The organism is Pseudarthrobacter sp. NIBRBAC000502771, from assembly GCF_006517215.1.
Taxonomy (GTDB): Bacteria; Actinomycetota; Actinomycetes; order Actinomycetales; family Micrococcaceae; genus Arthrobacter; species Arthrobacter niigatensis.
The window spans coordinates 1,348,162-1,372,318 of the sequence record NZ_CP041187.1 but is presented as its reverse complement, the minus strand read 5'-3'; the positions used below and the strand labels follow the sequence as shown (position 1 = coordinate 1,372,318).

Here is a 24,157-nt window from a genome sequence, read left to right as displayed (position 1 = left end):
CCTTTGAAAGGGACACCCTCAATGAAGTTAGCGTCCAAACTCCCCGCCCTCACCGCCGCCGGAGTGCTCCTGGCCCTCAGCCTGACCGGCTGTGGAAGCGCCGCCCAGAGCGCCGGCGTAGTCACTGCCACCGCAGCCGTGAACACCGACAACGGACTGGTGATCAATGGCGAATCCATCGCGGACAAGGACACCTATGAGAAGGCCAAGACCCAGACCCTGTCCCTCTACTCCGGCTACACCGATTCCTCGGAAAGCGCGCTGGTGGACGCCTTCACCAAGGACACCGGCATCAAGGTCAACGTTGTCCGGCTCACCCCGAACAAACTGTCCGAACGCGTTCTCTCCGAACAGGGTGCCGGCAAGCTCAGCGCCGATGTCATCCGCACGTCCGACTACCGGATTGCCAAGTCCATGGAGGATGCCAAGGTCTGGAAGGCCTATGACGTCCCCGGCGCCTCCGCCCTCAAGGACGTTTCCGTGGACGGTGGCCAGTTCACCCGCATGTTCAACTCCGTGTACACCCTGGGCTACAACACCCAGCTGGTGAAGGAAGCCGACGCCCCCAAGTCATGGGCGGATGCCGTCGGCGGCAAGTGGCAGGGCAAGCTGGGCATCGTCCAGGGCGGCTCTGGCGGCAGCACCGCGGCACTGAACCGGTTCATGGAAACCAAGATGGGCGGCGACTACTTCGCCAAGTACGCTGCGCAGAAGCCCAAGATCTACGACTCCCTGGGCGCTGAAGCCACGGCCCTGGCCCGCGGCGAAGTTGCCGTGGGCACGGTCACCATCAGCGGCACCAACATCTCGGCCGTCCAGGACAAGGCCCCGGTCAAGTTCATCGTCCCCGAGGAAGGACTCGTCTCGTACGACTACTACCTGGGCATGACGGGCACCGCCACGAACGTGGAAGCCGCGAAGGTCTTCATGAACTACAACCTTTCCAAGCAGGGCCAGCAGGTCTTCGCGCAGATCGGTGAATACCCGGTCCGCACCGACGTGGCACCGCCCACCATCATGGGCGTAACCCTCCCCGCCGTCGATTCCGGCAAGGTCTACCGCATGCAGAACAGCGACGCCACCACTTACGGCAAGGACGACCTCGCCAAGTGGAACCAGGTGTTCGGCTACACCAAGTAACCCCGAAATCCCGCGCCTGGGGACCCGGCCTCCGCCGGGTCCCCAGGCTTTTTCGTTCCACACCATCCACCAGGAGGCCCCGTGACCGCCGCCCCGGACATTTCGGTGCCCCGGAACATCACGTCCCTGCTGGTCCTCCAGGACGGCAGGACCGTCGTCGAACTCGGCGATACCACCCGCGCCAGCTACGTCGCCTCCGTCCGCAAAAGCCTGCTCTCCATCCTTTTCGGCATCCAGGTGGCAGCCGGCACTGTCAGCCTGGACGCCACCCTTGGTGAGCTCGGTGTTGACGATGTGGGCGGCCTGCTGCCCATCGAGCGGACGGCCCGGCTCCGTGACCTGTTGACGTCACGGTCGGGCGTCTACCATCCACCCTCCAGCCCGGGGAGTGACGAGGCTGCCTTCCCTTCACGCGGCACAAAAGCACCGGGGCAGTATTTCCTCTACAACAACTGGGATTTCAACGCCGCCGGCGCCATCTTCGAGAAGGCCAGCGGCCTGACCGTCTTCGAAGCGTTCCAGAAGCACCTGGCCGGTCCGCTGGGGTTCGACGACTACGACCCCACACGCCAGCGCATGCTCGGGGACACCCGAAAGTCCGCCTTCCCTGCCTACCACTTCTTCCTCTCCGCCCGGGACCTGGCCAAGATCGGGCTGCTGATGGCTGCCGGCGGCCAATGGGAGGGACGGCAGCTTGTCCCCCGGGCGTGGGCCACGGACAGCGTGGCCACCCACGTCAGGCGCGCAGACATGGCGCCGGCCACCGGTTTTGGCACCTGCGACTACGGCTACCTGTGGTGGCTCCCCCGGGAATCCGGCCCGCAGTGGCAGGGGGCGTTCCTGGCCGCGGGCAACTATGGCCAGTTCCTGCTGGTCCTGCCGGCGATCGGGAGCGTCATTGCGCACCGCCGCTTCGTCAGTGACAGCTTCGCCGTCGCCCGGAACACCGCCACGGCAGTTGCCTCGACGGCAGGCCCCGCTCCGGTGACCCACGCCGACTTCATGGACCTTGCCCGGGCTCTGGTTGCCGGGCCCCTGGCCCGGTAGGCGTCAGGTAAGGCACCGTACGACGGCGGCACCCTCCTTTGTCAGGAAGCCGCGCCCTTGGCGATGGACCGGAACACCTTGGTGGCCTGCTGCGCGGCGGGGCTGAGCCGCCGGTTTGCCAGGTGGGCCAGGAGGATCCGGCGCTTAGGGGACCCGGCGAGCGGGACCGCCACCACGTCGGGGCGCAGGGCCGTCAGGGCCAGCCTGGGCGCCAGGGCGATCCCGATGCCGGCCGCCACCATGCCCTGCGTCTCCTGGTAATCGTTGGCGGCGAAGGCGATCCGCGGTTCGAACCCGGCGTCGCGGCATACCCGGCTGAGGACGTCGGCCACGGGGTGCTCGTCGCGCACCACCCATTCCTGGTCGCTCAATGCGCCGATGCGGACCGAGCCCAGTTTCGCAATGGGGTGCTCCCGCGGTACCAGCAGCACTGTTGGATCGTTGGTCAGCCGGACCAGGGCGAGGTCGGGGTCCTCGATCTGTTGCCAGGGATAGTCCCACAGCAGGGTCAGTTCGATTTCCCGCCGGCGCAGCCGTTCCAGCAGGCCGTCCCGGCGGGCGCTGACAACCGTCACTGCCACCTCGGGGTGGCGGGCGCGGAACGCCAGCACCACGTCGGGCATCAGGGAGGCTCCGCCGGTGGGAAAGGTTCCAAGCCGGAGCTGGCCGCGCCGCAGGCCCGCGAACTCCCCCATTTCGGCGCGGGCAGCTTCCACGGTCCTGTCGATGTCGTCGGCGTAGTGCAGCAGGGCGTGCCCCGCCTCGGTCAGGACCACGCCCCGGGGATGGCGCTCGATGAGGACCACGCCCATCTCCTGCTCGAGTTTGGCTATCTGCTGCGACACCGCCGAGGTGGTGAAGGAAAGGGCGGCGGCAGCAGAGGTCAGGGAGCCGGAACGGCCCACCTCGCGGAGCACGTGGAGCCGGTGGAGGTCGAGGATTGCCATGTACTGAGTTTAGCAAAAATAGATAGTCGTCCATTTATTTGCGATTGTGCTGAAGGCTCCCATCCCGGATCGTAGAAGTACAAGGTGCTGTGAAGTAGAGCACCTGCAAGTTACGAGGGAGAAATACAGTGGGACTCAAAGGACATTGGTACCGGGGCGGCACCAGCAAGTGCTGGCTCTTCGATGCCAGGGACGTGGCCCTCCACGCCCCCACCCGCGAGGAAATCCCCGCACTGCTGTCAGCCGCTTTCGGCGCAGCGGATGCGCGGCAGCTGGATGGCGTCGGCGGCGGAACGTCCACCACGTCCAAGGCTGCGGTCATCTGGGCAACCCCTGGTGCCGAGGCAGACCTCGACTACCTTTTCGCCCAGGTGGGGATCGGTGACCCCACCGTTGAGCTGGGTTCCAACTGCGGCAACTGCGCCACCGCCATTGCCCTGTTCGCAGTCCAGACGGGCATCGTTCCCGCCCGGGACGGCATGACCAAGGTCCGCATGCGCCACGTCACTTCCGGTGCCGTGCTGAGCGGATCGGTTCCCACCCCGGGCGGACACATTCCCAAGTCCGGCCTGGCCCGGGTTCCGGGCAGCAGCGCCGCCGGTGTTCCTGTCAGCCTCTCGTTCCACGGCCCCTGGGGCCAGAACACCGGTGCACTCCTGCCTACCGGCAACACGGTGGATGAGCTCCAGGTCAACGGCCGGACCCTGGCCGTAACGATGGTGGACGCCGGCGCCCCTGCCGTGCTCCTGGCAGCCGACCAGGCCGGCGTCGATCTTTCCTCAATGACTGGCAACCTCACCGCCCAGCTGCCGGACCTCATCGCGGCACGGGCATCAGCCGGCCTCATCATGGGGCTGCGCAAGCCTGAGGATCCGCCGCAGAACGCAGTCCCGAAAGTCGGGGTGGTGGCTCCTGCAGGCGACTACACCGCCGCGGACGGAACAACCATCACCGCCGGCAGCCACGACGTGCGGGTGCGGATGCTGTCCATGCTGGCACCCCACCCGGCCATCGGCCTGACCTCAGCCGTGGCAGTTGCCCTGGCATCCTCGCTGCAGTCATCGGTGGTAGCCAACGCAGCAGCCCAATCATCCTCCGGCGGCACCGGAGCCCCCCGCTTGCTGCGGGTCGGGACGCCCGCCGGCGTGATCACCGCCGAAATCATCACCGATGACTCCGGCAACGTCAGCGAAGTGGCCCTCCACCGGGCAGCCCGCCACATCGCCACCGCATATATCGATGTGGCCCCGGCCGCCGAGCTGTCTGCCTAAAACCCCTATCTCTTTGCCCCATCATTAAGGGGCCGCACCAACCAGGAAGTTGTTCAATGAAGATCAAATCCATCCTCGGACACCTGTATGTCCAGGTACTCATCGGAGTCGCCCTCGGCGTCGTTGTAGGCGCACTGTGGCCGGACCTCGGCTCGTCCCTGAAGCCCATCGGCGACGGATTCGTGAAACTCGTGAAGTTCATGATCGCCCCCATCGTGTTCTGCACCATCGTCGGAGGCATCACCTCCCTGCGGGACACCAGGAAGGTGGGGCCCACCCTGATCCGTTCGCTGGGCCTCTTCTACGCACTGACCGCCCTCGCCCTGGCCCTGGGCCTGGCCGCGGTGACGCTGTTCCAGCCCGGTGCCGGGATGCACATCGATCCCGCGCACCTGGACTCTTCGGTGGCGCAGAAGTACACCACGCAGCTGCCCAGCAGCAACCCCGTGGACTTCATCCTCAGCATCATCCCCACCACCTTCGTGGGCGCCTTCGCCGACGGTGAGGTCCTGCCCGTGCTGGTCATTGCACTGCTGTGCGGTTTCGCCTTCAGCAAGCTCGGCGCACCGGGCCAGCTGGCGCTGAACGTAGTCAACAGCTTCAACAAGCTGCTCTTCATCATGTTCGGCTACATCATGAAGGTGGCTCCGCTGGGAGCCTTTGGGGCCATGGCCTTCACGGTGGGCAAGTACGGCGCCCACTCCATCGGAAACCTCGGCATGCTGATCCTTGCCTTCTACGCCGCCTGCATCGTCTTCGTGGTGGTGGGCCTGGGCATCCTGGCCAAGGTGACCGGCTTCAGCCTGTGGCAGATCCTGCGCTACTTCAAGGATGAGTTCCTGATCGTCCTGGCCACGTCCTCCAGCGAACCGGTCCTGCCGCGCCTGCTGTCCAAGCTTGAAAGGATCGGCTGCGACCGCAGCGTTGTGGGGCTCGTGGTCCCCACCGGCTACTCCTTCAACCTGACCGGAACGGCCATCTACCTCACCCTCGCCTCCATGTTCATCGCCCAGGCCTGCGACATCCACCTCAGCTGGGGCCAGATCCTGCTGATGCTCGGCATGATGCTGCTGACCTCCAAGGGTGCGGCCGGCGTGACGGGCAGTGGTTTCGTGGCCCTGGTGGCAACCCTGACGGTCATGCCCACCCTGCCGGTGGCCGGCGTGGCCCTCATCGTTGGCATCGACCGTTTCATGAGCGAGGCCCGTGCCCTCACCAGCACGGTTTGCAACATCGTCTCCTGCGTGGCAATCGCCAAGTGGCAGGGCGAGCTGGACATGGGCAAGCTCCGCTCCGAACTCCAGGCGGGCTTCGTGCCCACCGAGGCGGAGAAGGTCCAGCTGGCCGAACCGGCCCTGGCCCACTAACCGGCCGGCAGGCCCCCACCCCCAGTGTTTGCCCGGGATCCCAGCAGGGGTCCCGGGCAAACCCTTGCAAGGGGGACTACTTCACAACCCCTACGGAAAGGACCCGGAATGAGTGAGCGCCAAACGGAGCAGGAAACGTCAGAAGACTGCGACGCCGGCACGTGCTTCTACTGCCAGAGCCCGGAAACCGACTAGGGCCCAAGGAAAGGCGGGGCGGCCGGCCTACAGCCACTGCTCCCACACCGTCAGCTGGAGGGTGACGGTCCCGGGCGAGCCAGCCCCCACAGCCCCAGCCCCCACGGAAGGTTCGACGGCGGCACCCGCCGTGCCGCCGTCGACGTCACCTCCGGCAAGGCCAGCCTTCCCGGCAAGGCCAGCCTTCCCGGCAATGCCAGCCCAGGCGGCAAAACCTGCCCGGCGCATCAGGCGCGGACCGCCTCAACGGCCTCGTCCGACGAGCGAACCGGTGTCTCCAGCCCGAGGTGTTCGCGGAGCGTGCCGCCGCGGTACCCGGTGGGGTACACCCCGCGTTCCTGGAGTTCCGGGACCAGGTGGTTCACGATGTCATCCAGGCCGGTGGGGATCAGCCACGGGGAAATGTTGAACCCGTCCACCGCGCCCACCCGCGCGTACTCGGCCAGGTGATCGGCCACGGCCGTGTAGGAGCCGGTGAAGGTGGAATCGATCCGGGCGGTCTTCGAGGTGACGAACTGCCGGATGGACAGTCCCTTGTCCTTGGCCTCCGCCCGCCACTGGTCCGCCAGCTGCCGGGCCTTGGCGCCGTGGAAACCGCTGCCGCGGGTCTCGGACGTTTCCTCCACCACCGGATCGATCTCCGGCAGCGGCCCGTCCGGATCGTAGGCCGAGAGTTCGCGGCCCCAGAACTGCTCCAGGTAGGCGATGGCCTGCTGCGGGCCGATCTGCAAGCTGCGCACCCACTCCTTCTTCTCGGCGGCTTCGGCAGCGGTCGGCGCCAGGATGAACTCGCTGGCCGGCATGATCTGCACGGCGTTGGCACCGCGGCCGGCGGCCACGGACCGCTCCACCAGGTCCTTCCGGAACTCCACGGCGTCGTCGAACTTGGGGTGGGCGGAGAAGATCACGTCCGCCTGCCGTGCGGCGAAGTTGCGGCCCTCCGGCGAATCCCCGGCCTGGAACAGCACCGGCCGGTACTGCGCACTGCGCGGCAGCCGGGGCGTGACGTCCACGGTGTAATGCTGCCCGTGGTGCACCACCCGGCGGGCGGGACCGTCCGGCGTCTCCCAGGAATCCCAGATGCGCTTGGCCGTCTCCACGAAGGCCTCGGCGTGCTTGTACCGGTCGGCGTGGTCCAGGTATCCGCCGCGGCGGAAGTTCGCTCCGGTCCAGGCATTGTCGGTGGTCACGATGTTCCACGCCGCGCGCCCGCCCGAGATCAGGTCGAGCGAGGCCAGCCGGTGCGCCAGGTCAGCGGGATCGTTGTAGGTTGTGTTCTGGGTGGCCACCAGGCCGATGTTCGTGGTCACCGACGCCAAGGCGGCGAGCATGGTCTGGGCATCCGGCCTCCCCACCACGTCCAGCGCGTGCGGGCGGCCCAGGTGCTCCCGCAGGCGCAGCCCCTCGCCCAGGAAGAACGCGGCGAACAGGCCCCGCTCCGCCGTCTGGGCGATGCGGCGGAACGATTCGAAGTCCGTCTGGGAGCCCGATTCGGCGGCCTTCCAGATGGTGCCGGAGTTCACGCCCTGGAAGAAGACCCCAAACTGGATCTGGCCGCTTGGCGTGAAGACCTCGGATTTGGCACGGGTGTGCTGTGTCATGGTTTTCCCTTACTTTCCGGTGCCGGCTGCCGCGGCGGAGACGGTTGCATAGCGGCTGGCCGGGCGCTCCAGGCCCAGCAGGCCGCGGAAGGTGCCGTCCTGCACCACCGGGCGGAGGACTCCGCGGCGGCGCAGTTCCGGCAGCACCATCCGGCCCAGCTCCTCGAGATCGACAAAAAGCGACGCCGGGTGCAGCCGCACGCCGTCGGCCGCCCTTAAAAGGTCGGTCAGGAAGTCGGTGAGACCGGCTGCGGAACCTGTGAAAGCCGCCCGGCCGCCGTCGAACGCTGCGTCCCTCGCGGCCGCGGCCTGCCCGCGGGCGTCCAGGACGACGTCGAGCTCGGCGATCACGGCAACGGACGCCCCCACCCGGGCCCGGACGTCGCGGACCTCGGCAGCCAGCAGTTCCGCTGCGGGCGCGGACACCAGCACGGCATCCACCGCGTCCGCCCGGACTTCTCCGAGCAGGGACGCGGCAACCAGCACCGGCAGCTGCCCCTGGAGCGGCCGCGGAATGATGGATGGCCCCTTGACGGAATAGCCCGCGCCGGCAAAACCGGCAGGCGTATCAAAATCGACGTAGTGCAGCTTGTCCACATCGATGTACCGGCCGGTGGCAACATCGCGGATCACGGCGTCGTCCTCCCAGGAATCCCACAGGCGGCGGGACCCCTCGATGGAGGCGGCCGCTTCCTGGCCGAGCGCCTCGCCGGTAACAGAAGCACGGCCGACGGCGGCAGCCGCCCCAGGTGCGTCGGAAGCGGTGGCGATCCACCCGGCCCGGCCACCGGACACGTAGTCCAGGCTGGCCAGCTGGGTGGAGACGTGGAAGGGCTCGGTGTAGACGGTGTCCACCTCCGGGACCAGCGCAATGGTGTGCGTCACCGGCCCCGCGAACGCTGCCCGCAGCAGGGCGTTGGCCCGGCCGGGCGCCGGCGCGTCGGTGAAGGTGGCGGCGTGGAAGCCAGCTGACTCTGCTGCCAGCACGGCGCGGGCAAGGTCCGCACCGTCCCACCCGGCGCCGTCGAGCTCGATCGCCAGGAAGCCCGGCTTTTCAAAGGTACTCACTGCTGGTCCTGACGCTCGTAGGGAATTTTTTCGCCGGCTTCGATGGCCACGGGCAGCCGGTTTTCGGCCGGCGGCAGCGGGCAGGTGGCCAGGTCCGTGTAGGCGCACGGCAGGTTCACGGCCCGGTTGAAGTCCAGCACCACGGACCCGTCCGCGGCGGGCACCACCGAAAGGGAGCGGTTGGCCGCGTAGGTAGTCCTGCCGGAGGTCTGGTCGGTGAACAGCACGGACAGGGAGCCGGGCGCGTGGCCGTTGAACGCGGTCAGCGCCAGCTCCTGGCCGGCCAGCTTGAAGCGGATCTCGCCGGGTGCCTCGTAGACATGCTGGATGCCTTCCACGGCTGCACCCACGGTGGTGGGCCGCGGCGCCTCGAACGGCACGAAGGTCCCGCGGACGGCGTACGCAGCATCCGGGGAGTAGGCGGGCGTGCCCTGGTAGGCCTGCAACAGCGGGTTTTCGGGGTGACGCGGCCGCACGATGTACTCGCCGCCCCGCTTGGCCAGTTCAATGACGGTCTCGCCGGACACCAGGTTGATGCCGCCGCGTTCTGCAATGGGGCCAAACTCCAGCGACGCGCCGGCTTCCGTGTTCAGCTCCGTGCCGTCCTGCTGCAGGCTGTCACCCGGTTCCAAAAGGACGCGGACGACGTCGGCCGCCACGCTCCAGGTGCCCGGGGCGCCTTCCAGCCGGGCGGGTTCGTCGCCCAGCCAGTGCAGGTGGGTCACCGCCAGGAAGCCGTGCGGGTGGGCGCGCTGCTGTTCGTGGGCGGCGTGCCATTCCCGCCAGTCGGCGTCGAAGGACTCGAGGGCTGTTTCGGTGTGTACGGCGTTCATGATGCCTTCCCCGCCTGTGACGGAGCGGCCGTGGCGGTTGCCGGCGTGGCCGCGAAGTTTTCCGCTGTGATGGTCTTGGATTCCGGCAGGGCTTCCTCTGACAGGCCCCAGCGTTCCAGGACCTTCCCGTAGGAGCCGTCCCCGATGACCTCGTTGAGGGCCTCGGAAATCACCGGCGCCAGCCCGTTGCCGCGCAGCGTGGTGGCGGCCACCAGGGTCTCGGACGGCCAGCCGGCATTGACCTTGCCCACCACCTTCAGGTCGTCCCGGGTGTTTTCCCGGTACACGGTGGACGGGTAGGGGGCGATGTTCAGGTCGGTCCGGCCGGAGGAGAGCGCCAGGATGGTGTCGGCGTCGGAGGAGTAGTACTGCAGCGTGGCCGGGGCCTTGCCTTTGGCCTCCAGTTCCTTGTTCCAGGCCAGCAGGATCTTCTCCTGGTTGGTTCCGGAGCCCACGGAGACCTTCAGGCCGGAGATGTCGTCCGCGCCCTTGATGTCATAGGTGGCGGACTTCTTCGCCTCGAACCCCATGTACGCGGCCCGGTAGCTGGCGAAGTCGAACAGCTTCACCCGGTCCTTGTTCACGCCCACGTTGGAGAAGACGGCCTCGAAGTCGCCGGACTGGGTCTTCAGCGGCCAGTTCTCCCAGGACGTGACCTGCACGTCCAGCTCCAGGCCCAGCTTGTCCGCCACCAGCTGCGCGACGTCCAGCTCGGAGCCGATCGGCGTCTTGTCGTCCGTTGCGTGGAAGGACAGCGGGATGGAACCGGCCGTCGTGGCCACCGTCAGCTTGCCGTCCTTGCTGATCAGCGCGGGAACCTTGGCGGCGAGCGCCGCGTCCTTCTCCGCGCGGATCCGCTGCTGGTCCGGGGAGGTGTTGTAGACCACGCCGTTTCGGGCCGCCGTCGTCTGCGCCCCTCCGGCGGGGTTGCCGGCGGCGGAGGCGCCGGGGTCCGCGCAGCCGGCGAGCGCGGCTGAACCAAGGAGTGCGGTGCCGAGGAGTACGACGGCGGGAGGCGCCGCGAGGGCGCGGCGGCGGCTGGTGGGGAAAGCCATGGGAGTTCCTTAGATGTTGAAGGCCGGTTCGAGCACCTTGGAGAAGAAGCTCCGGGTGCGCGGTTCCTGGGGGTTGCTGAAGATGTCCTGCGGGGTGCCCTGTTCCACGATCTGGCCTTGGTCCATGAACACCACGGTGTCCGCCACGTCACGGGCGAAGCCCATCTCGTGGGTGACGATGATCAGCGTGGTGCCGGACTTGGCGAGTTCACGGATGACGTCCAGGACCTCGTTCACCAGTTCGGGGTCCAGGGCGGAGGTGGGCTCGTCGAACAGCAGGATCTTGGGGTCCAGGGCCAGCGCGCGGGCAATCGCCACGCGCTGCTGCTGGCCGCCGGAGAGCTGGCGCGGGTAAGCGTCAGCGCGGTCCTTGAGGCCCACCCGGTCCAGCAGTTCCAGGCCGCGGCGGCGGGCTTCCGCCTTGGAGCGGCCCTGCGCCACCACCGGCGCTTCCGCCACGTTCTCCAGCGCGGTCAGGTGCGGGAACAGGTTGAAGTTCTGGAACACCATGCCAATGTCGGTGCGCTGCTTCAGGATCTCCTTTTCCCGCAGTTCGTGCAGCCGGTCGCCGCGGACTTCGTAGCCCACCAGCCGGCCGTCGATGGTGATGTGGCCGCCGTCCACCTTCTCCAGGTGGTTGATGGTGCGCAGCAGGGTGGACTTGCCGGATCCGGAGGGGCCCACGATCACGGCTACTCCCCGGGTTCCACGGTGAGGCTGACGCCTTTGAGGACTTCCGTGGGGCCGAAGGATTTGCGGACGCCGGTGATCTCCACCAGGCCGCGGGTGGCAGTGGGGGCGGTAAGGGTCTCAGTCATCAGAAGTTCCTCCGGGTGGGGACTGCCGCGTGGGTGGCGAAGAATTTGCGGGCCTTCTGCAGGGGCGTCAGCGGCAGGTTCCGCACCGCGCCCTTGGAGTAGTGCCGTTCGATGTAGTACTGGAAGACGCTCAGCACGGAGGTGATCACGATGTACCAGAGGGTGGCCACCAGCAGCAGCGGCAGGACCTGCTGCGTGCGGTTGTAGATGACCTGCACCGTGTAGAACAGCTCGGAGTAGGCCAGGACGTAGACGATCGAGGTGCCCTTGACCAGGCCGATGATCTCGTTGAACGCGGTGGGCAGGATGGCGCGCATGGCCTGCGGCAGGACGATCCGGGTGGAACGGCGCCAGGCCGGGATGCCCAGGGCGGCCGCGGCTTCCAGCTGGCCCTGGTCCACGGACAGGATGCCGCCGCGGATGATCTCCGCCGAGTACGCCGCCTGGTTCAGGGTCAACCCCAGCACTGCTGCCGCGAACTGGCTGATCAGTGTGGTGGTCTGGACCTCGAAGAAGCGGACATCGGTGAACGGGATCCCTAGGCTGATCTTCTCGTACAGGTAGCCCAGGTTGTACCAAAGAAGCATCTGGACCAGCAGCGGCGTGGACCGGAAGATCCAGGAGAAGGTCCAGGACACCGAGACCAGCAGCGGCGATGCGGACAGCCGCATCAGCGCCAGGATGAAGCCCAGCACGAACCCCAGGATGCCGGAGATGGCGGTCAGCTTCAGCGTTTCCACCAGCCCGTTGACCACCGACTGGGCGGTGAACCACTGCGCCACCACGCCCCACTCCCAGCGCGGGTTGGTGGCCAGGGACCACGCCACGGCCAGGACGCCGAGCGCGACGACGGCGGTCCCCACCCAGCGCCACGGATGCTTGGCGGCCACCACCCGGTAGGACGAGTAGTCCGGGGCCTTCCGGGCGGCCGCCCCATCTTCGGGCCGCCGGGTTTTCGCTGGCGTTTCCGCCGGCGGTGCCGGCTGCGGCTGTTGTGACTGCGCCACGGTCATTGCTGCTGAACTCATGTGCCACCTCGCTTCTCGTCGTGGGATCCGGATGGGCCGTTGCCCCGGGTGGGACCGTTCGGCCCCTTGCTGGCTGCAAATCTAGGACCGGCCGGAACGGGCCAGCAAGGCGGCAGGTTGCAATAGTTCACGGGGCTTCGTACGGCGTCATGAGTCGATTCTTTGCGTCCCATAACGCGCCGTGACGCGGAGTTAACGGCCGTGACCAGGCGCTCGACCGCCGTCGTCACGGCTGCCTAGCATGGGCACTCAATCCCAGCCCCCACTGTCAGGAGCATCCATGCCAGCCACCATCCCGGCCATCGTCTTCATTGGCGGCGGACCGCGCACGGCCGGTGTGCTGGAACGGATAGCGGCCAACCGGCCTGACGTCTTCGCGGGCCCGCTGCAGATCCATGTGGTGGAGCCGCACGTCCCCGGTTCGGGCCGGATCTGGCGGTACGACCAGGACCCCGGCCTCCTGCTGAACTCCATGGCGGCGGACATCACCATGTTCACGGACGAGTCGGTGGACTGCGCCGGCCCGGCCGCCCCCGGCCCCGGTTTGGCCGAGTGGGCCGCGGGCGTCCTGGATGCCACCATCATCGACGTGCCGGACTTCCCGCAGCAGCTGTGGGACCAGCTCCGCGCGCTGACGGGCACCACCTTCCCCACCCGCCGGCTGCAGAGCCAGTACCTGGAGTGGTTCTTCCGCCGGGCCGCCAAGTCGCTGGGCCGCAGCGTGGCGGTGCACCGGACCACCGCCCTCGGCATTGCCGCTGTGGATGGCGGCCATGAGGTGGAGCTGGCCAATGGCCGGACGCTGCACGCAGACATTGTCGTCACCGCCCTGGGGCACACTGACTCCCGCCCGGACGCCGTCTCCGCCGGGTTCGCGGACTTCGCCGCCCGGCACGGCGGCTACCACGCGGCACCCAGCTACACCACCGACGTCGACTACTCCCCCATCGCCGCCGGGCAGGACGTGATCGTCGCCGGGATGGGCCTGGCGTTTGTTGACCTGCTGGTCCTGCTCATGGAGGGGCGCGGCGGCAGGTTCCAGGAAACGGACGACGGCGGGCTGCGCTACCTTCCGTCCGGACGGGAACCACGGCTGTGGGCAGGGTCGCGCCGTGGGGTTCCGTACCACTCCAAGATTTCCGCACCCCTGCGCGGCCAGGCTCCAGGGCCGCTGCGGTTCTTCACTGCTGGTGCCGTGGACGCTCTCCTGGACGCCCACGGCGAACTGGACTTCCGGCAGCACCTCTGGCCACTCATTGCCAAGGAAGCAGGCTACTACTACTACCGCGAACTCCTCACGGGCAGCCCGGAACGCGCGGCCATGGAATGGGAAGTGTTTGCCGCCCGTTATGCCGGGGTGGACTGGTACAGCGGCGAGCGCGCGGACCTCGTGGCGGCTGCCGTGCCGGACCCGGGCCTGCACCTGGACCTGGAGCGGCTGGACCGGCCCTTCGACGGTGTCCACTTTGCCGGCCACCAGGAGCTGCAAGACGCCGTGGCCGGGTATATAGAGCACGATCTCTCTTTACGGGACGGCCCGGACCATCCGGAAACCCTGGCACTGTTCCTGGCCCTGCTCCACGTGTACATGGAGGTGGGACGCGTGGTTCCCGCGGAACGCCTCAATGCCCGCTCGCAGCAGGTCATTCACGGCTGGTGGCACGGCTTTTTCAGCTTCGTGGATTCCGGTCCGCCGCCGCACCGGCTGCGCCAGATGCTGGCGCTGCACCGCGCCGGGGTGCTGCAGTTCCTTGGCCCCGGCCTGGAGGTATCCGCCGACGACGCCAGCGGTAGCTTCGTCGCCACATCGCGGCAGTCCGGGGTCACGGTGTCCGCCACGGCACTGATCGAGGCGCGGCTGCCGTCCACGTCCGTGGCCCGCTCGCTCAACCCGGTACTTTCTTCGCTGTATGACGGCGGCCTGGGCAGCGAACAACAGCTGCTGACCTCGGACGGCATCCACTCCACCGGGAAGCTGCTGGTCTCTCCCGGGCACCACCTGGTGGACGCGGACGGCCGGGCGCAGGCAACCCTCTTCGGCGTCGGGCCTGGAACCTCCGGCTGGGGCGCCGGCGCCTTCGCCAGGCCCAACACCAACGCGGCGCCCTTCCGCGAGAACGATGCCCTGGCCCGGACCGTCCTCGGGGTTGCCCGGGACATCGCCTCCCAGGTGTCCGCCACAATGAGTCCAGAACCAGCCGCCGCCGGAAAGAACTAGCACCATGACCGCAGAGTCCGATCTCAAGCCCCGTCCCCTCGATCCCGCCAGGCTGTCGGTCCTCAGCCTTCCCATGCACGATCCGCGGGTCCGGCCGCTCCTGGACGAGCTCGCCGTCGAATATGACACCCGCTACGGGGACCTGTTTGGCCGCGGGGCCGCGGCAGAGGAACTGAACCGCTACCCGGCGGCCGAATTCGAGGGCCCGCACGGCGCCCTGCTGGTGATCCAGGAAGACGGCGAGTCAATCGCCGGCGGCGCGTTCCGCCGGTACGACCCCGCCACGGCGGAACTGAAGCGGATCTGGACGCACTCGGCACACCGCCGTCGTGGGCTGGCACGCCTGGTGCTCGCCGAACTCGAGGCCCTGGCCGCCGCCCGCGGCTACACCAGGCTGTACCTCACCACCGGTCCACGGCAGCCGGAGGCCAAGCACCTCTACCTGAACACCGGCTACGAGGCGCAGTTCGATCTCGACGCCGACCCGGAAACCATCGGGCCGCTGGCCTTCACCAAGGACCTGCCGAAAATTTGAGTGCCCGGCCTGCCCGCCAGATGGGGTGACGCCGCTAAGCTGGCGCCATGGCCACGAAAACCACAGCAGAGAAGCTTGCCACCATCCAGCAGGGCTACACGCTGGAAGGCGCCACCATCGAGTTGGGAGCCGCCATCATCGACGGCGAACTCCACAAGGACGCGCCGGTGCGGCTGCCGCTGGCCATGATGAACCGGCACGGGCTGGTGGCCGGGGCTACCGGTACCGGCAAAACCGTCACGCTGCACATGATGGCCGAGCAGCTGTCCACGGCAGGCGTGCCCGTGTTCCTGGCCGACATCAAAGGTGACCTTTCCGGCCTGGCGACGGCCGCCGTCGGCAGCGACAAATTGAAGGCCCGCACGGACAGCATCGGCCAGCCGTGGCAGGGTAAGACGTTCCCCGTGGAATTCCTCGCGCTGGGCGGCGACGGCAACGGCGTCCCGGTCCGCGCCACGGTGACCTCCTTCGGTCCCGTCCTGCTTTCGCGCATCATGGAGCTCAATGACACGCAGGAATCCAGCCTTCAGCTGGTCTTCTACTTCGCGGACAAGAACGGCCTGGAGCTGATCGACCTCAAGGACCTCCGCGCGGTCATCCAGTTCCTCACCTCGGACGAGGGCAAGGACAAGCTGGAGGAACTCGGCGGCCTGTCCAAGGCGACCGCAGGCGTGATCCTGCGGGAGATCGTGAACCTGGAGGCGCAGGGGCTGGAGAAGTTCTTCGGAGAGCCGGAGTTCGATACGGCCGAGCTGCTGCGCACCGCCCCGGACGGCCGCGGCGTGGTCACCTGCCTGGAACTGCCCACCCTGCAGACCAAGCCCATGCTGTTCTCCACCTTCCTGATGTGGCTGCTGGCAGACCTGTTCGAGGACCTCCCCGAGGCCGGCGACCTGGACAAACCCAAGCTCGTGTTCTTCCTCGACGAAGCACACCTGCTGTTCAACGGGGCCTCCAAAGCCTTCCTGGACGCCATCACCACCACCGTCCGGCTGATCCGGTCCAAGGGTGTGGGCATCTTCTTCGTCACGCAGACGCCAAAGGATGTCCCCGCCGACGTCCTGGGCCAGCTGGCAAACCGGGTCCAGCACGCCCTGCGCGCCTTCACCCCGGAGGACGCCAAAGCGCTCAAGGCCACGGTGTCCACGTTCCCGGTCAGCGACTACGACCTGGAAGAGACGCTGACGTCCGCGGGCATCGGCGAGGCCGTCATCACCGTCATGAACGAGAAGGGTGCACCCACCCCGGTGGCCCTCACCCGGCTGCGCGCCCCTGAATCCGTCATGGGTCCCAGCGAGGAAGCGCTGGTCCGGAGCACGGTGGCCGGCTCCGCCCTGCTCGGGAAGTACGGGACCACCGTGGACAACCCGTCCGCCTACGAGAAGCTCACCGGCAAAGCCGCAGCCCCCACGGGCCCGGCGGTCCCCGCGCCTGCTGCCGGCACACCTGCCCCGGGTGCACCTTCAGCTCCGGGCACGTACGACGTGGACGCCGAGGCCCGCCGGATCGAGGAAGAAATCCTGGGCCGGCCCAGCAGCAGGCCAGCCCAGGCCCCGGAACCGCAATACAGCGAGCCCCAATTCGACGAAGCCCGGGACCCTGGGCCGCGCCAGTCCCGGGCCAAAGCACCCCGGACGCGCCAACCGCAGCCAAGCCAGCCGGAGCCACAAGCCGGCGGCATGATGGGCGACCTTGGCGGCGTACTCGGCGGTGCCCTGGGCGGGGGGCTGAAGAGCATGGCGCGGTCCGTGGGCACGCAGCTGGGACGCGAACTGCTCCGCGGCGTGTTCGGAACGTCGTCCCGGCGCCGTCGCCGCTAACCCCGCCACCGGGGCCGCCGGAGGCAAGGTCCAAGGTGCTGGTGGGCGTTGTCCCGGCGCCCCGCCGTCGGGAGTTAACGGGTGTTGCCCGGCAGATTAGGGGGACACCAACTTTAGTGTGCGTCCGCACTGACGTTACTGTGTAGAACGTGCAGATGAGTCAAGCGTTGGTGAGGATCGCGGCCGGGTGGCTGCTGGGCCTCATGCTTGCCATCGCCGGAGCCGTGGTGGCCATCAATGTCGTGAACAATACCGTGGCCAGTCCGCAGCAGCCCGTCAGGGAATACCTGGACGCGCTGAAGAGCGGCGACGGCGGGCGTGCGCTGGGGATCCTCCGGGCGGCTGTCCCGCCCAGCAACGCCGCCATGCTGGATGGGCCAGGGCTGCAGACCTCCGCGTCCCGCGTCACGAATGTGGATATCGGCGATCCCGAGGAACGTCCGGGGAACCAGGTCATGGTCCCGATGGAATACACCATCGACGGCAGCCGGCTGCACACGGAGTTCCTGCTGCAGAAGACCGGTACCGAGTGGCTGTTCTTCAACACCTGGGCATTCGTCCCGTCCCGCCTGCCCACCGTCGATATCACCGTGGTCAACGGCAACGAGGCGGTGCTGAACGGCGTCCCGGTGAACATGCCCAACGGCCGCAATTCCTTCGCGGTCTTCTACCCGGGCGAGTACGAGGCCTCCCTCAACGGGCAGTACTTCTCGGCTCCCGCCACCCGGGCCACGGTCACCGCCAAGGACGCGCCCGTGGCGCCACTGAACCTGCTGACCCAGGCCACGGACAAGCTGAAGAACGATGTCGCGGCCAAAATCAGGGAATTCCTGGACGGCTGCGCGGCCCAGGCCGTCAAGGAACAGAAGCTCCAGCCGGACTGCCCCTTCTACTACGCCAGCAACAACCGGGTCCAGGACGGCACCATCAAGTGGACCGTCACCGAATACCCGGGCGTCTCGGTGGAACCCTTCGACGGCCGGTGGGTGGTGTCCCCGCTGGACGGCAAGGCCAAGGTCGAAGCGCTCCAGCAGAACTCCTTCACCGGCGCCTGGTACCCGCTGGACGCCGAGGTGGACTTCAGCTTCACCACCCGCCTCGACGTGGCCGGTGACACGGTCAAGGTCACCCCGCAGCTGAGCTTCTAGGCCCCCTCCCCTACCCGCCGCGTCACACCGCCGGCAAGTTAGCGCCGCCGCCGCAGGACAGCCCAGCACCTGCTCCACCATCGCCTGCGGCCCGTACACCACGTCGGCGTAGTAGTAGCGGAGGGCTGTATATCCCTGGAGGACCGACTCATTGTTTCGGCGATGATCCTTTTGAACCTGTTTCCACTCCGCGTGGTGCCTCCCGTCCAGTTCAACGACCAGCCATCCGTCCAGCAACAGATCCACATACCCCACCCGCTCCAGGTACACCTGCGGCTGCACCTGGATTCCCGCTTGCCGGAAGTATGTGTCGCCGCGGGTTACGGCGCACTCCACCATGACCAGCGATCCCGCGAAAGACAGGCATCGAAGCGCGTGGATCAGCACATCAGCCAGGGCGGCCACAGGCTGGACCCGGGAGGGTGGCAGCAGGAGCCCGGAATGATGGATTGCATCCCCACCGACCGCCTCCTGCCGGCGGTGGTAGACGTGGCGTTTTCCGTCCGAGGGCAGCGACCACAGGCTATATGCAGTCGCAGCGCTGGAACACGTCAACAACTCCCGGTTTTGGAGCACGGCAACCAAGTCCGGAGGCGCCGTCGGAAGCGCATACAGACCCCGGTCCGGTTGCAGGACCCCCGCCCGTACCGCCCTCCTGAGGGCGGCGTCATCCACTCCCAGCCTGGCCAGGGCGGGTCTCCGTGCGGCTCCGCCGCAGACTTCCAAGGCTCTGAGGGCATCCACCCGGCCATGGTGCCCCGCTTCTGAGGGCCGCCCATACCCCACCGCCGCCCTATGTGGACAGCGGAGGATCCGGCCAGCGTCACGCAGAGCACGCTTTCAGGGCCGGCAGTCTGCGAAAAGCCCGGAATCCCGGGACGGCCGCCACGCTGGGAACGCGAAAGGCCGCCTCCCGTGACGCGGAGTCACATGGAAGCAGCCGTTCAGCAAACCACAGACGGGTCAGTCCATTCCGCGGAGGTCCAGGACCAGTTCGGTGTCACCGTCGGCCTGCAGGACCACGGGGATGCCCCAGTCCTGCTGGTAGAGGTGGCAGGCGGCGTGGTCGGGGATCTCGCCGTCCTCGGTCTCGGGGCCGTCGCAGGCCGCGGCGCGGGCGGTAATGTGCAGCACGCCCTCGGGAACGTCCGGGGACAGCTCCAGGGTGCGGAGCAGTCCCACCGAGGTGCCGCCGCCGGCCACCAGCAGTTCCGGCGGGGTGGAGGAGATCTTCAGCTGCGTCGGATCGCCCCAGCGGTCATCGAGTTTCTGCCCGGTGGGAGCGGTGAAGCGGACGGTCAGGTCCAGGGCGCCGGGGGCCACAGGGCTCTTGGGCCGCTGGGTCTGGGATGCGCCCTCATCCACCTGCTGCGCTTCCTTGGGGATGGGAACGTACACCAGCTGGTGCTTGTTCGCCTCGACCACCACCAGAAGGGGCTCGGAGCCGGCGGATTCCGTGTGGTCCACAATCACGTCGGACGGCTCGGCAAGCCCGCGGGCCAGCGTGGACACGGTGCCGGACGCGGGGTCGTAGCGGCGCACGGCTCCGTTGTAGGTGTCTGCGATCGCCACGGAGCCGTCGGGCAGGACGGTCACACCGAGCGGGTGCTGCAGCCGTGCTTCGGCGGCCGGGCCGTCGCGGAAGCCGAAGTCGAACAGGCCCTTGCCCACGGCGGACTCCACGGTGATGGAGGCGTCGTCTGCGATGTTCAGCTTGCGGAGGGCCGACGTTTCGGAGTCCGCCACCCAGATGTTGCCGTCGGCATCTTCGGCCAAGCCTGAGGACTGGGCGAACCAGGACTCGTGCGCGGGACCGTCGAGAAGCCCTTCCAGGCCGTTGCCGGCAATGATCGACACGGCGCCGGAGACGGGGTCAAAGCTGAAAATCTGGTGCGTGCCGGCCATGGCCACCACCACCGCATTGAGCTTGCGGGACCATACGACATCCCACGGCGAGCTCAGCGCCACATCCAGCGGGTCCGTGCCCAGTGAGCCGCTGAAGCCGGCGCCTTCCTCGTCCACCCGGGCCGGGCCGGTTTCCAGCAGGCGCTGGATGCCGTTTCCAGCCAGGGTGGAGGCCTTGCCGTCCGTGAGCGAAAGTCCACGCAGCCGGTGGTTGACCGAGTCGGCAATGACGACGTCGTAGCCCGCCTTGGCTGCCACGTCTTCCGGGAGCAGGACCAGGCCCTGGGGCTCGTTGAACTGGGCGCTGGCGGTGTCCCCCGCGGCGGGGCCGTCGGCGTAGCCCTTGGTGCCCGAGCCGAAGGTGGCCAGGACTGTTTCGAAGTCGGTGGCCAGTTCCACCAGGCGGTGGTGGCCGGTGTCGGTGACCAGCCAGGACCCCTTCTCCGCAGCAACGGAAGCGGCTGCACCTGCGGGCGTGCCGCCGTCGGCTGTTCCAGCCAAAGCCGTGGAACCGCGGCCCGGCGGGAGGAACAATGCCTTGCCGGGGAAGCGCAGGGTGCCGGACGTTGCCTCGGGGGCCACGTACGGGCCGGAGCCGCGGTGCAGGGTGCCCTTGGCCTCGTGCTCGGCGATCAGTTCCGGGATCAGCACCGCGAGCCCGTCCGCGTGGCCCTCACCGGAAAGGTGCGCCACGATGTAGCCCTCGGGATCAATGACCACCAGGGTGGGCCATGCACGGGCTGTGTACGCCTTCCAGGTGTCCAGTTCGGGGTCGTCCAGGACCGGGTGGTGGATCTCGTAGCGCTCCACGGCGGCCGCCAGCGCCACAGGGTCCGCCTCGTGCTCGAACTTGGGCGAGTGGACTCCCACGGTGACCAGCACGTCGGAGTACTGCTGCTCAAGCGGCCGCAGCTCATCGAGGACGTGCAGGCAGTTGATGCAGCAGAAGGTCCAGAAATCGAGCAGCACGATCTTGCCGCGCAGGGCTTCGAGGTCCAGGGACTTGCCACCGGTGTTCAGCCAGTTGCGGCCCACCAGTTCGGAGGCCCGGACCCGGGCATGCGTGCGTACGGTTTCGCTCATCAGCGTCCTTCCAGCTTGTTGCGTTCAGCCAGCTTGGCATCGCGTTCGGCCAATTTGGCAAACATATCGTTGTAAGCGGTCAGATCGGCGTCGTTATTCCTGTCCGCGGCGCGGTCCACCCGCTTGGTCTCCCGCTGGTCCGACCTGGACCACATGATGGCGACGCCGATCGCCACCAGCAGCGTGGGCACTTCGCCAATGCCCCAGGCCACCGCGCCGCCGGCCTGCTGGTCGGCAAGGGCGGACGGTCCCCAGGCACGGCCCAGGTTGCCAAAGTAGTCCGCAGCCATCAGGCCCGTGCCGCCCATGATGGACACGCCGAAGAAGGCGTGGAAGCCCATGGTGGCCAGGAGCAGGAGCAGCCGCATGGGGTACGGGGCGCGGCGCGGCAGCGGGTCGGTGCCGATCATGCTCAGTACGAAGATGTAGCCGGTCAGCAGGAAGTGCAGGTTCATCAGCTCGTGGCCCACATGATCGCGCATGGCGAAGCCGAAGAGGTCCGAGTAGTAGAACAGGATGATGGAACCGGCGAAATTGGCTGCCGCGAACAGCGGGTGGGTGACCAGTTGGGAGAACTTCGAGTGCACGAAGACCAGGAGCCACTCGCGGGCACCGCGTGAGCCGTCACCGCGGGCGGGCAGGGCGCGCAGGGCCAGCGTCACCGGCGCCCCGAGCACCAGGAAGATCGGGGCCACCATGGTCAGCGCCATGTGGTCCACCATGTGCGCAGAAAACAGGATGCGTCCGTAGACCGACGGCGGCCCGGACGTGATGTATGTCAGCACCACCAGGCCGATGACCCAGTTGACGGACCGGAACCACTGCCAGGAGTCTCCCCGCCGGCGGATCCTGGCAACGCCCAGGAAGTAGGCGACCAGCCCGAAGAGGGCCACGCCGACCCAGATCCAGTCCAGGCGCCACTCAGTAAGCCAGCGTTCGGGAGTGAGCTCGGGGGAAGCTCGTAGCCGCTGAGGATGAAGGCGGGTGAGGCGTTGGGTGCCAGCTCTGTTGGCTGCGGCGGGGCTGAGCGGCCCAGGGCCACGGCGATGCCCGAGGTGGCACCCATGACCAGCAGCTCCGCCAGGATCAACTGCCACAGCACGCGCCGCGAGGACATAGTGGCCCCCTTGCGGCCCAGCTGCGGGATGACCCACTGCCGGTGCATGAAGCCGATGCCGCCCAGCACCACCGCGCCCGCGGTCTTGGCCAGGATCAGCTGCCCGTACGCCGAGCCGAAGAGATCATGCCAGCTGGTGACGCGGATTGCTGCGTTGATAATGCCGGAGGCGAAAACCAGCACGAATGCGAAGCCCGCCAGGGTGGAGAAGCGCTTGAGCGTGGGTTCGGTGATATCGGAAGCTGCCCCGGCTTTGGGCCCCGTCAGGATTCCAGACAGCAGGGCCAGGATGATGATGCCGCCCACCCATGTGCTGACGCCGAGCAGGTGCAGGCCGAGCGAGTTGATGGCGCCCTCGTGGTCCGACGAGCTTGAAGAGTGTCCGATCAGGGCGGTAGGCACCAAACCGATGAGGGCCAGGATGAGGGTGAGGGCCAGGCCACCAAGGGACCTGACGCCGAAGAGTGCCGTCGTCACTATCGCGGCGATGATGGTGACGGCGAGCCAGGCCCGCCCTGTATCGATGTCCGTCATGAAGTACACCAGGGCCTGCGTGAAAGCAGGATCGCCCGACAGTCCCTGCCCGGCCACATCGGCGTACGTGAGCACCAGGACCGCTATAGCGGACAAGGTCCACACCGCGCCCGCAACGGCCGCCACAGCGAGCACGCGGGTGAAGGCGGGATGCTCGGGTGCCCCGCTGCCTGCTTTCTCCCGGTCCCGCCCGCGCCCGTTGAGGTTCTTGGGCAGGATGCCGACGGCGAAGATGAGGCCGCCGACGACGGTCGCCAGGGACACGTTGTGAATGGCCTTGCTGATGGGGAGTCCCCAACGGACCAAGGCGCCGGGATCGGCGACGCTGCGGGCCGCTGACGCTCCGGAGAAGATCAGCGCTGCTGCAAGGCCCAGGAAAAGTGCCGCCAAGCCAGCCACTTGCCAGGCAACCGGTACCCCCGGGGTGCCGGCGTCCCGGACCGCAGCCCCCTTGCCAGGGCTGGACTGTGGCGGGGTGGAGCGTGGTTTTGCGGCAGAAGACACCATCCCATTGTCCGCTACGCCCGCCCGGGCGGCGAATCCGGGGTTAAACGCCAAGGAGCGGCAACCCGACGGGTTGCCGCTCCTGTTCCAGCCGGCTGCATGCCGGCCGGGAATAAGCTCTACTTCTTGGAGACTGCAGCCTTCAGCTTGGAGCCGGCGGTCAGCTTAACGCTGTGGCCTGCTGCAATCTGGATGGTCTCGCCGGTCTGCGGGTTGCGGCCGGTGCGGGCTGCACGGTCGGTACGCTCGACGGCGAGCCAGCCCGGGATGGTGATCTTCTCGCCGGCGGCGACGGAAGTCTCGAAAACCTCGAACAGTGCGTCGAGGACGGAGTTGACGGCAGCCTGGCTGGTGCCGGCCTTGCCAGCTACCTCTGCAACAAGTTCACTACGGTTCTTAGCCATTGATGTCCTCCTGGACGGTTCTGATTCTGGAGCCTGCACACGGCATGCGCGCAGGCCACTGTTCGAAAACTTACCAGCTTGGGCGGTTGCGGGCCGCAAATTCCGCGTGTTTCCGCCATTTTTTGAGGTTAATCACCGGATTTCAGGGGGTTTTCACCCTGCTCAACCTTTGGTGGTGGTCCGGCGGCGGCCGCGGTGTATGCCTGGCTGGGAGGTGAGGGTCGACGGCGGGGCGCACCTTCCAGCCGTTGCCCGCCACGACCGGGTACGGGGTGGGTGGGTTGGTGTTTAAATGTGGGAGGCCCCAACCGTGTGGTTGGGGCCTCGACCATTAATAGTTGTTCCGGCGGTGACCTACTCTCCCACACCCTCCCGGGTGCAGTACCATCGGCGCTGTGGGTCTTAGCTTCCGGGTTCGGAATGGGACCGGGCGTTTCCCCCACGCTATGACCGCCGTAACCCTTGTACCCGGCCAACCCCTGGGGGGTTGGTGGGAAGTTTTGTGGTTACAACATGGTG

At 67.6% G+C, this 24,157-nt stretch carries 17 protein-coding genes, 1 rRNA gene and 3 pseudogenes; 8 read left to right on the top strand and 13 right to left on the bottom strand.

Features of this window, described 5'->3' with window-relative positions; translation table 11 throughout:
• The first annotated feature begins 21 nt into the window (after window positions 1–21).
• Together NIBR502771_RS06510 and NIBR502771_RS06505 are read left to right on the top strand one after the other, a co-directional pair.
• The gene (locus NIBR502771_RS06510) at window positions 22–1,140 is read left to right on the top strand and encodes an ABC transporter substrate-binding protein (RefSeq protein WP_141159018.1); all 1,119 of its coding nucleotides are present in this window, start codon (window positions 22–24) and stop codon (window positions 1,138–1,140) included.
• Window positions 1,141–1,221: 81 nt separating this feature from the next.
• Window positions 1,222–2,187, top strand: a complete 966-nt coding sequence (locus NIBR502771_RS06505; protein ID WP_141159017.1) for a serine hydrolase — start codon at window positions 1,222–1,224, stop codon at window positions 2,185–2,187.
• Between the two features lie 41 nt (window positions 2,188–2,228).
• Here NIBR502771_RS06505 and NIBR502771_RS06500 read toward each other — a convergent pair whose 3' ends face one another.
• Complete coding sequence (locus NIBR502771_RS06500) at window positions 2,229–3,134, bottom strand: LysR family transcriptional regulator (protein WP_018772062.1); 906 nt, start codon at window positions 3,132–3,134, stop codon at window positions 2,229–2,231.
• A 128-nt stretch (window positions 3,135–3,262) separates the two neighbouring features.
• Here NIBR502771_RS06500 and NIBR502771_RS06495 point away from each other — a divergent pair, with 128 nt between their 5' ends.
• Both NIBR502771_RS06495 and dctA read left to right on the top strand, forming a co-directional pair.
• Entirely contained in the window at window positions 3,263–4,405 is a 1,143-nt protein-coding gene (locus tag NIBR502771_RS06495) for a PrpF domain-containing protein (protein ID WP_141159016.1), read from the top strand.
• Window positions 4,406–4,461: 56 nt separating this feature from the next.
• Entirely contained in the window at window positions 4,462–5,772 is a 1,311-nt protein-coding gene (gene dctA / locus NIBR502771_RS06490; RefSeq protein ID WP_141159015.1) for a C4-dicarboxylate transporter DctA, read from the top strand.
• 222 nt (window positions 5,773–5,994) lie between these two features.
• Here the strand turns inward: dctA and NIBR502771_RS06485 are convergent, their stop codons facing one another.
• From NIBR502771_RS06485 to NIBR502771_RS06455, 7 genes and pseudogenes are all read right to left on the bottom strand, one after another.
• A complete protein-coding gene (locus NIBR502771_RS06485; RefSeq protein ID WP_141159014.1) occupies window positions 5,995–6,195 on the bottom strand; it encodes a hypothetical protein in 201 nt (66 codons plus the stop codon).
• Window positions 6,195–7,568, bottom strand: coding sequence for an NtaA/DmoA family FMN-dependent monooxygenase (locus NIBR502771_RS06480; RefSeq protein WP_141159013.1), 1,374 nt, complete (start codon window positions 7,566–7,568; stop codon window positions 6,195–6,197). The genes NIBR502771_RS06485 and NIBR502771_RS06480 overlap by 1 nt, the downstream gene beginning before the upstream one ends.
• Window positions 7,569–7,577: 9 nt before the next feature.
• Window positions 7,578–8,636 carry an LLM class flavin-dependent oxidoreductase gene (locus NIBR502771_RS06475; RefSeq protein WP_141159012.1) on the bottom strand — a complete coding sequence of 353 codons (1,059 nt, stop codon included), beginning with the start codon at window positions 8,634–8,636 and terminating at the stop codon, window positions 7,578–7,580.
• The gene (locus NIBR502771_RS06470) at window positions 8,633–9,469 is read right to left on the bottom strand and encodes a DUF1684 domain-containing protein (RefSeq protein WP_141159011.1); all 837 of its coding nucleotides are present in this window, start codon (window positions 9,467–9,469) and stop codon (window positions 8,633–8,635) included. Before NIBR502771_RS06470 ends, NIBR502771_RS06475 begins: the two co-directional genes overlap by 4 nt.
• Window positions 9,466–10,524 carry a transporter substrate-binding domain-containing protein gene (locus tag NIBR502771_RS06465; RefSeq protein ID WP_141159010.1) on the bottom strand — a complete coding sequence of 353 codons (1,059 nt, stop codon included), beginning with the start codon at window positions 10,522–10,524 and terminating at the stop codon, window positions 9,466–9,468. Before NIBR502771_RS06465 ends, NIBR502771_RS06470 begins: the two co-directional genes overlap by 4 nt.
• 9 nt (window positions 10,525–10,533) lie before the next feature.
• Window positions 10,534–11,342, bottom strand: a pseudogene (locus tag NIBR502771_RS06460) (amino acid ABC transporter ATP-binding protein).
• Entirely contained in the window at window positions 11,342–12,370 is a 1,029-nt protein-coding gene (locus NIBR502771_RS06455; protein WP_141159009.1) for an amino acid ABC transporter permease, read from the bottom strand. Before NIBR502771_RS06455 ends, NIBR502771_RS06460 begins: the two are co-directional and overlap by 1 nt.
• Window positions 12,371–12,650: 280 nt before the next feature.
• Here NIBR502771_RS06455 and NIBR502771_RS06450 point away from each other — a divergent pair, with 280 nt between their 5' ends.
• The 4 genes from NIBR502771_RS06450 (at window position 12,651) to NIBR502771_RS06435 (ending at window position 18,091) form a co-directional block, all read left to right on the top strand.
• Entirely contained in the window at window positions 12,651–14,588 is a 1,938-nt protein-coding gene (locus tag NIBR502771_RS06450; RefSeq protein WP_141159008.1) for an FAD/NAD(P)-binding protein, read from the top strand.
• A gap of 4 nt (window positions 14,589–14,592) precedes the next feature.
• On the top strand, window positions 14,593–15,123 hold the full coding sequence (locus NIBR502771_RS06445; protein ID WP_141159007.1) for a GNAT family N-acetyltransferase: 531 nt from the start codon (window positions 14,593–14,595) through the stop codon (window positions 15,121–15,123).
• A 47-nt stretch (window positions 15,124–15,170) separates the two neighbouring features.
• On the top strand, window positions 15,171–16,943 hold the full coding sequence (locus NIBR502771_RS06440) for a helicase HerA-like domain-containing protein (protein WP_141159006.1): 1,773 nt from the start codon (window positions 15,171–15,173) through the stop codon (window positions 16,941–16,943).
• A gap of 155 nt (window positions 16,944–17,098) precedes the next feature.
• Window positions 17,099–18,091 carry a hypothetical protein gene (locus NIBR502771_RS06435; RefSeq protein ID WP_210411344.1) on the top strand — a complete coding sequence of 331 codons (993 nt, stop codon included), beginning with the start codon at window positions 17,099–17,101 and terminating at the stop codon, window positions 18,089–18,091.
• Window positions 18,092–18,214: 123 nt separating this feature from the next.
• Here the strand turns inward: NIBR502771_RS06435 and NIBR502771_RS20945 are convergent.
• The 5 genes and pseudogenes from NIBR502771_RS20945 to rrf form a co-directional block, all read right to left on the bottom strand.
• Window positions 18,215–18,430: pseudogene (locus tag NIBR502771_RS20945) on the bottom strand (hypothetical protein); the annotation flags it as partial.
• 624 nt (window positions 18,431–19,054) lie between these two features.
• Window positions 19,055–21,079: an NHL domain-containing thioredoxin family protein gene (locus NIBR502771_RS06425; protein WP_141159005.1), complete on the bottom strand. Its 2,025-nt coding sequence runs from the start codon at window positions 21,077–21,079 to the stop codon at window positions 19,055–19,057.
• Window positions 21,079–23,237: pseudogene (locus NIBR502771_RS06420) on the bottom strand (cytochrome c oxidase assembly protein). Before NIBR502771_RS06420 ends, NIBR502771_RS06425 begins: the two are co-directional and overlap by 1 nt.
• Before the next feature lie 116 nt (window positions 23,238–23,353).
• Entirely contained in the window at window positions 23,354–23,638 is a 285-nt protein-coding gene (locus NIBR502771_RS06415) for an HU family DNA-binding protein (RefSeq protein ID WP_011693739.1), read from the bottom strand.
• Window positions 23,639–23,979: 341 nt separating this feature from the next.
• Window positions 23,980–24,096 (bottom strand): 5S ribosomal RNA (gene rrf, locus NIBR502771_RS06410).
• Window positions 24,097–24,157 lie beyond the last annotated feature (61 nt).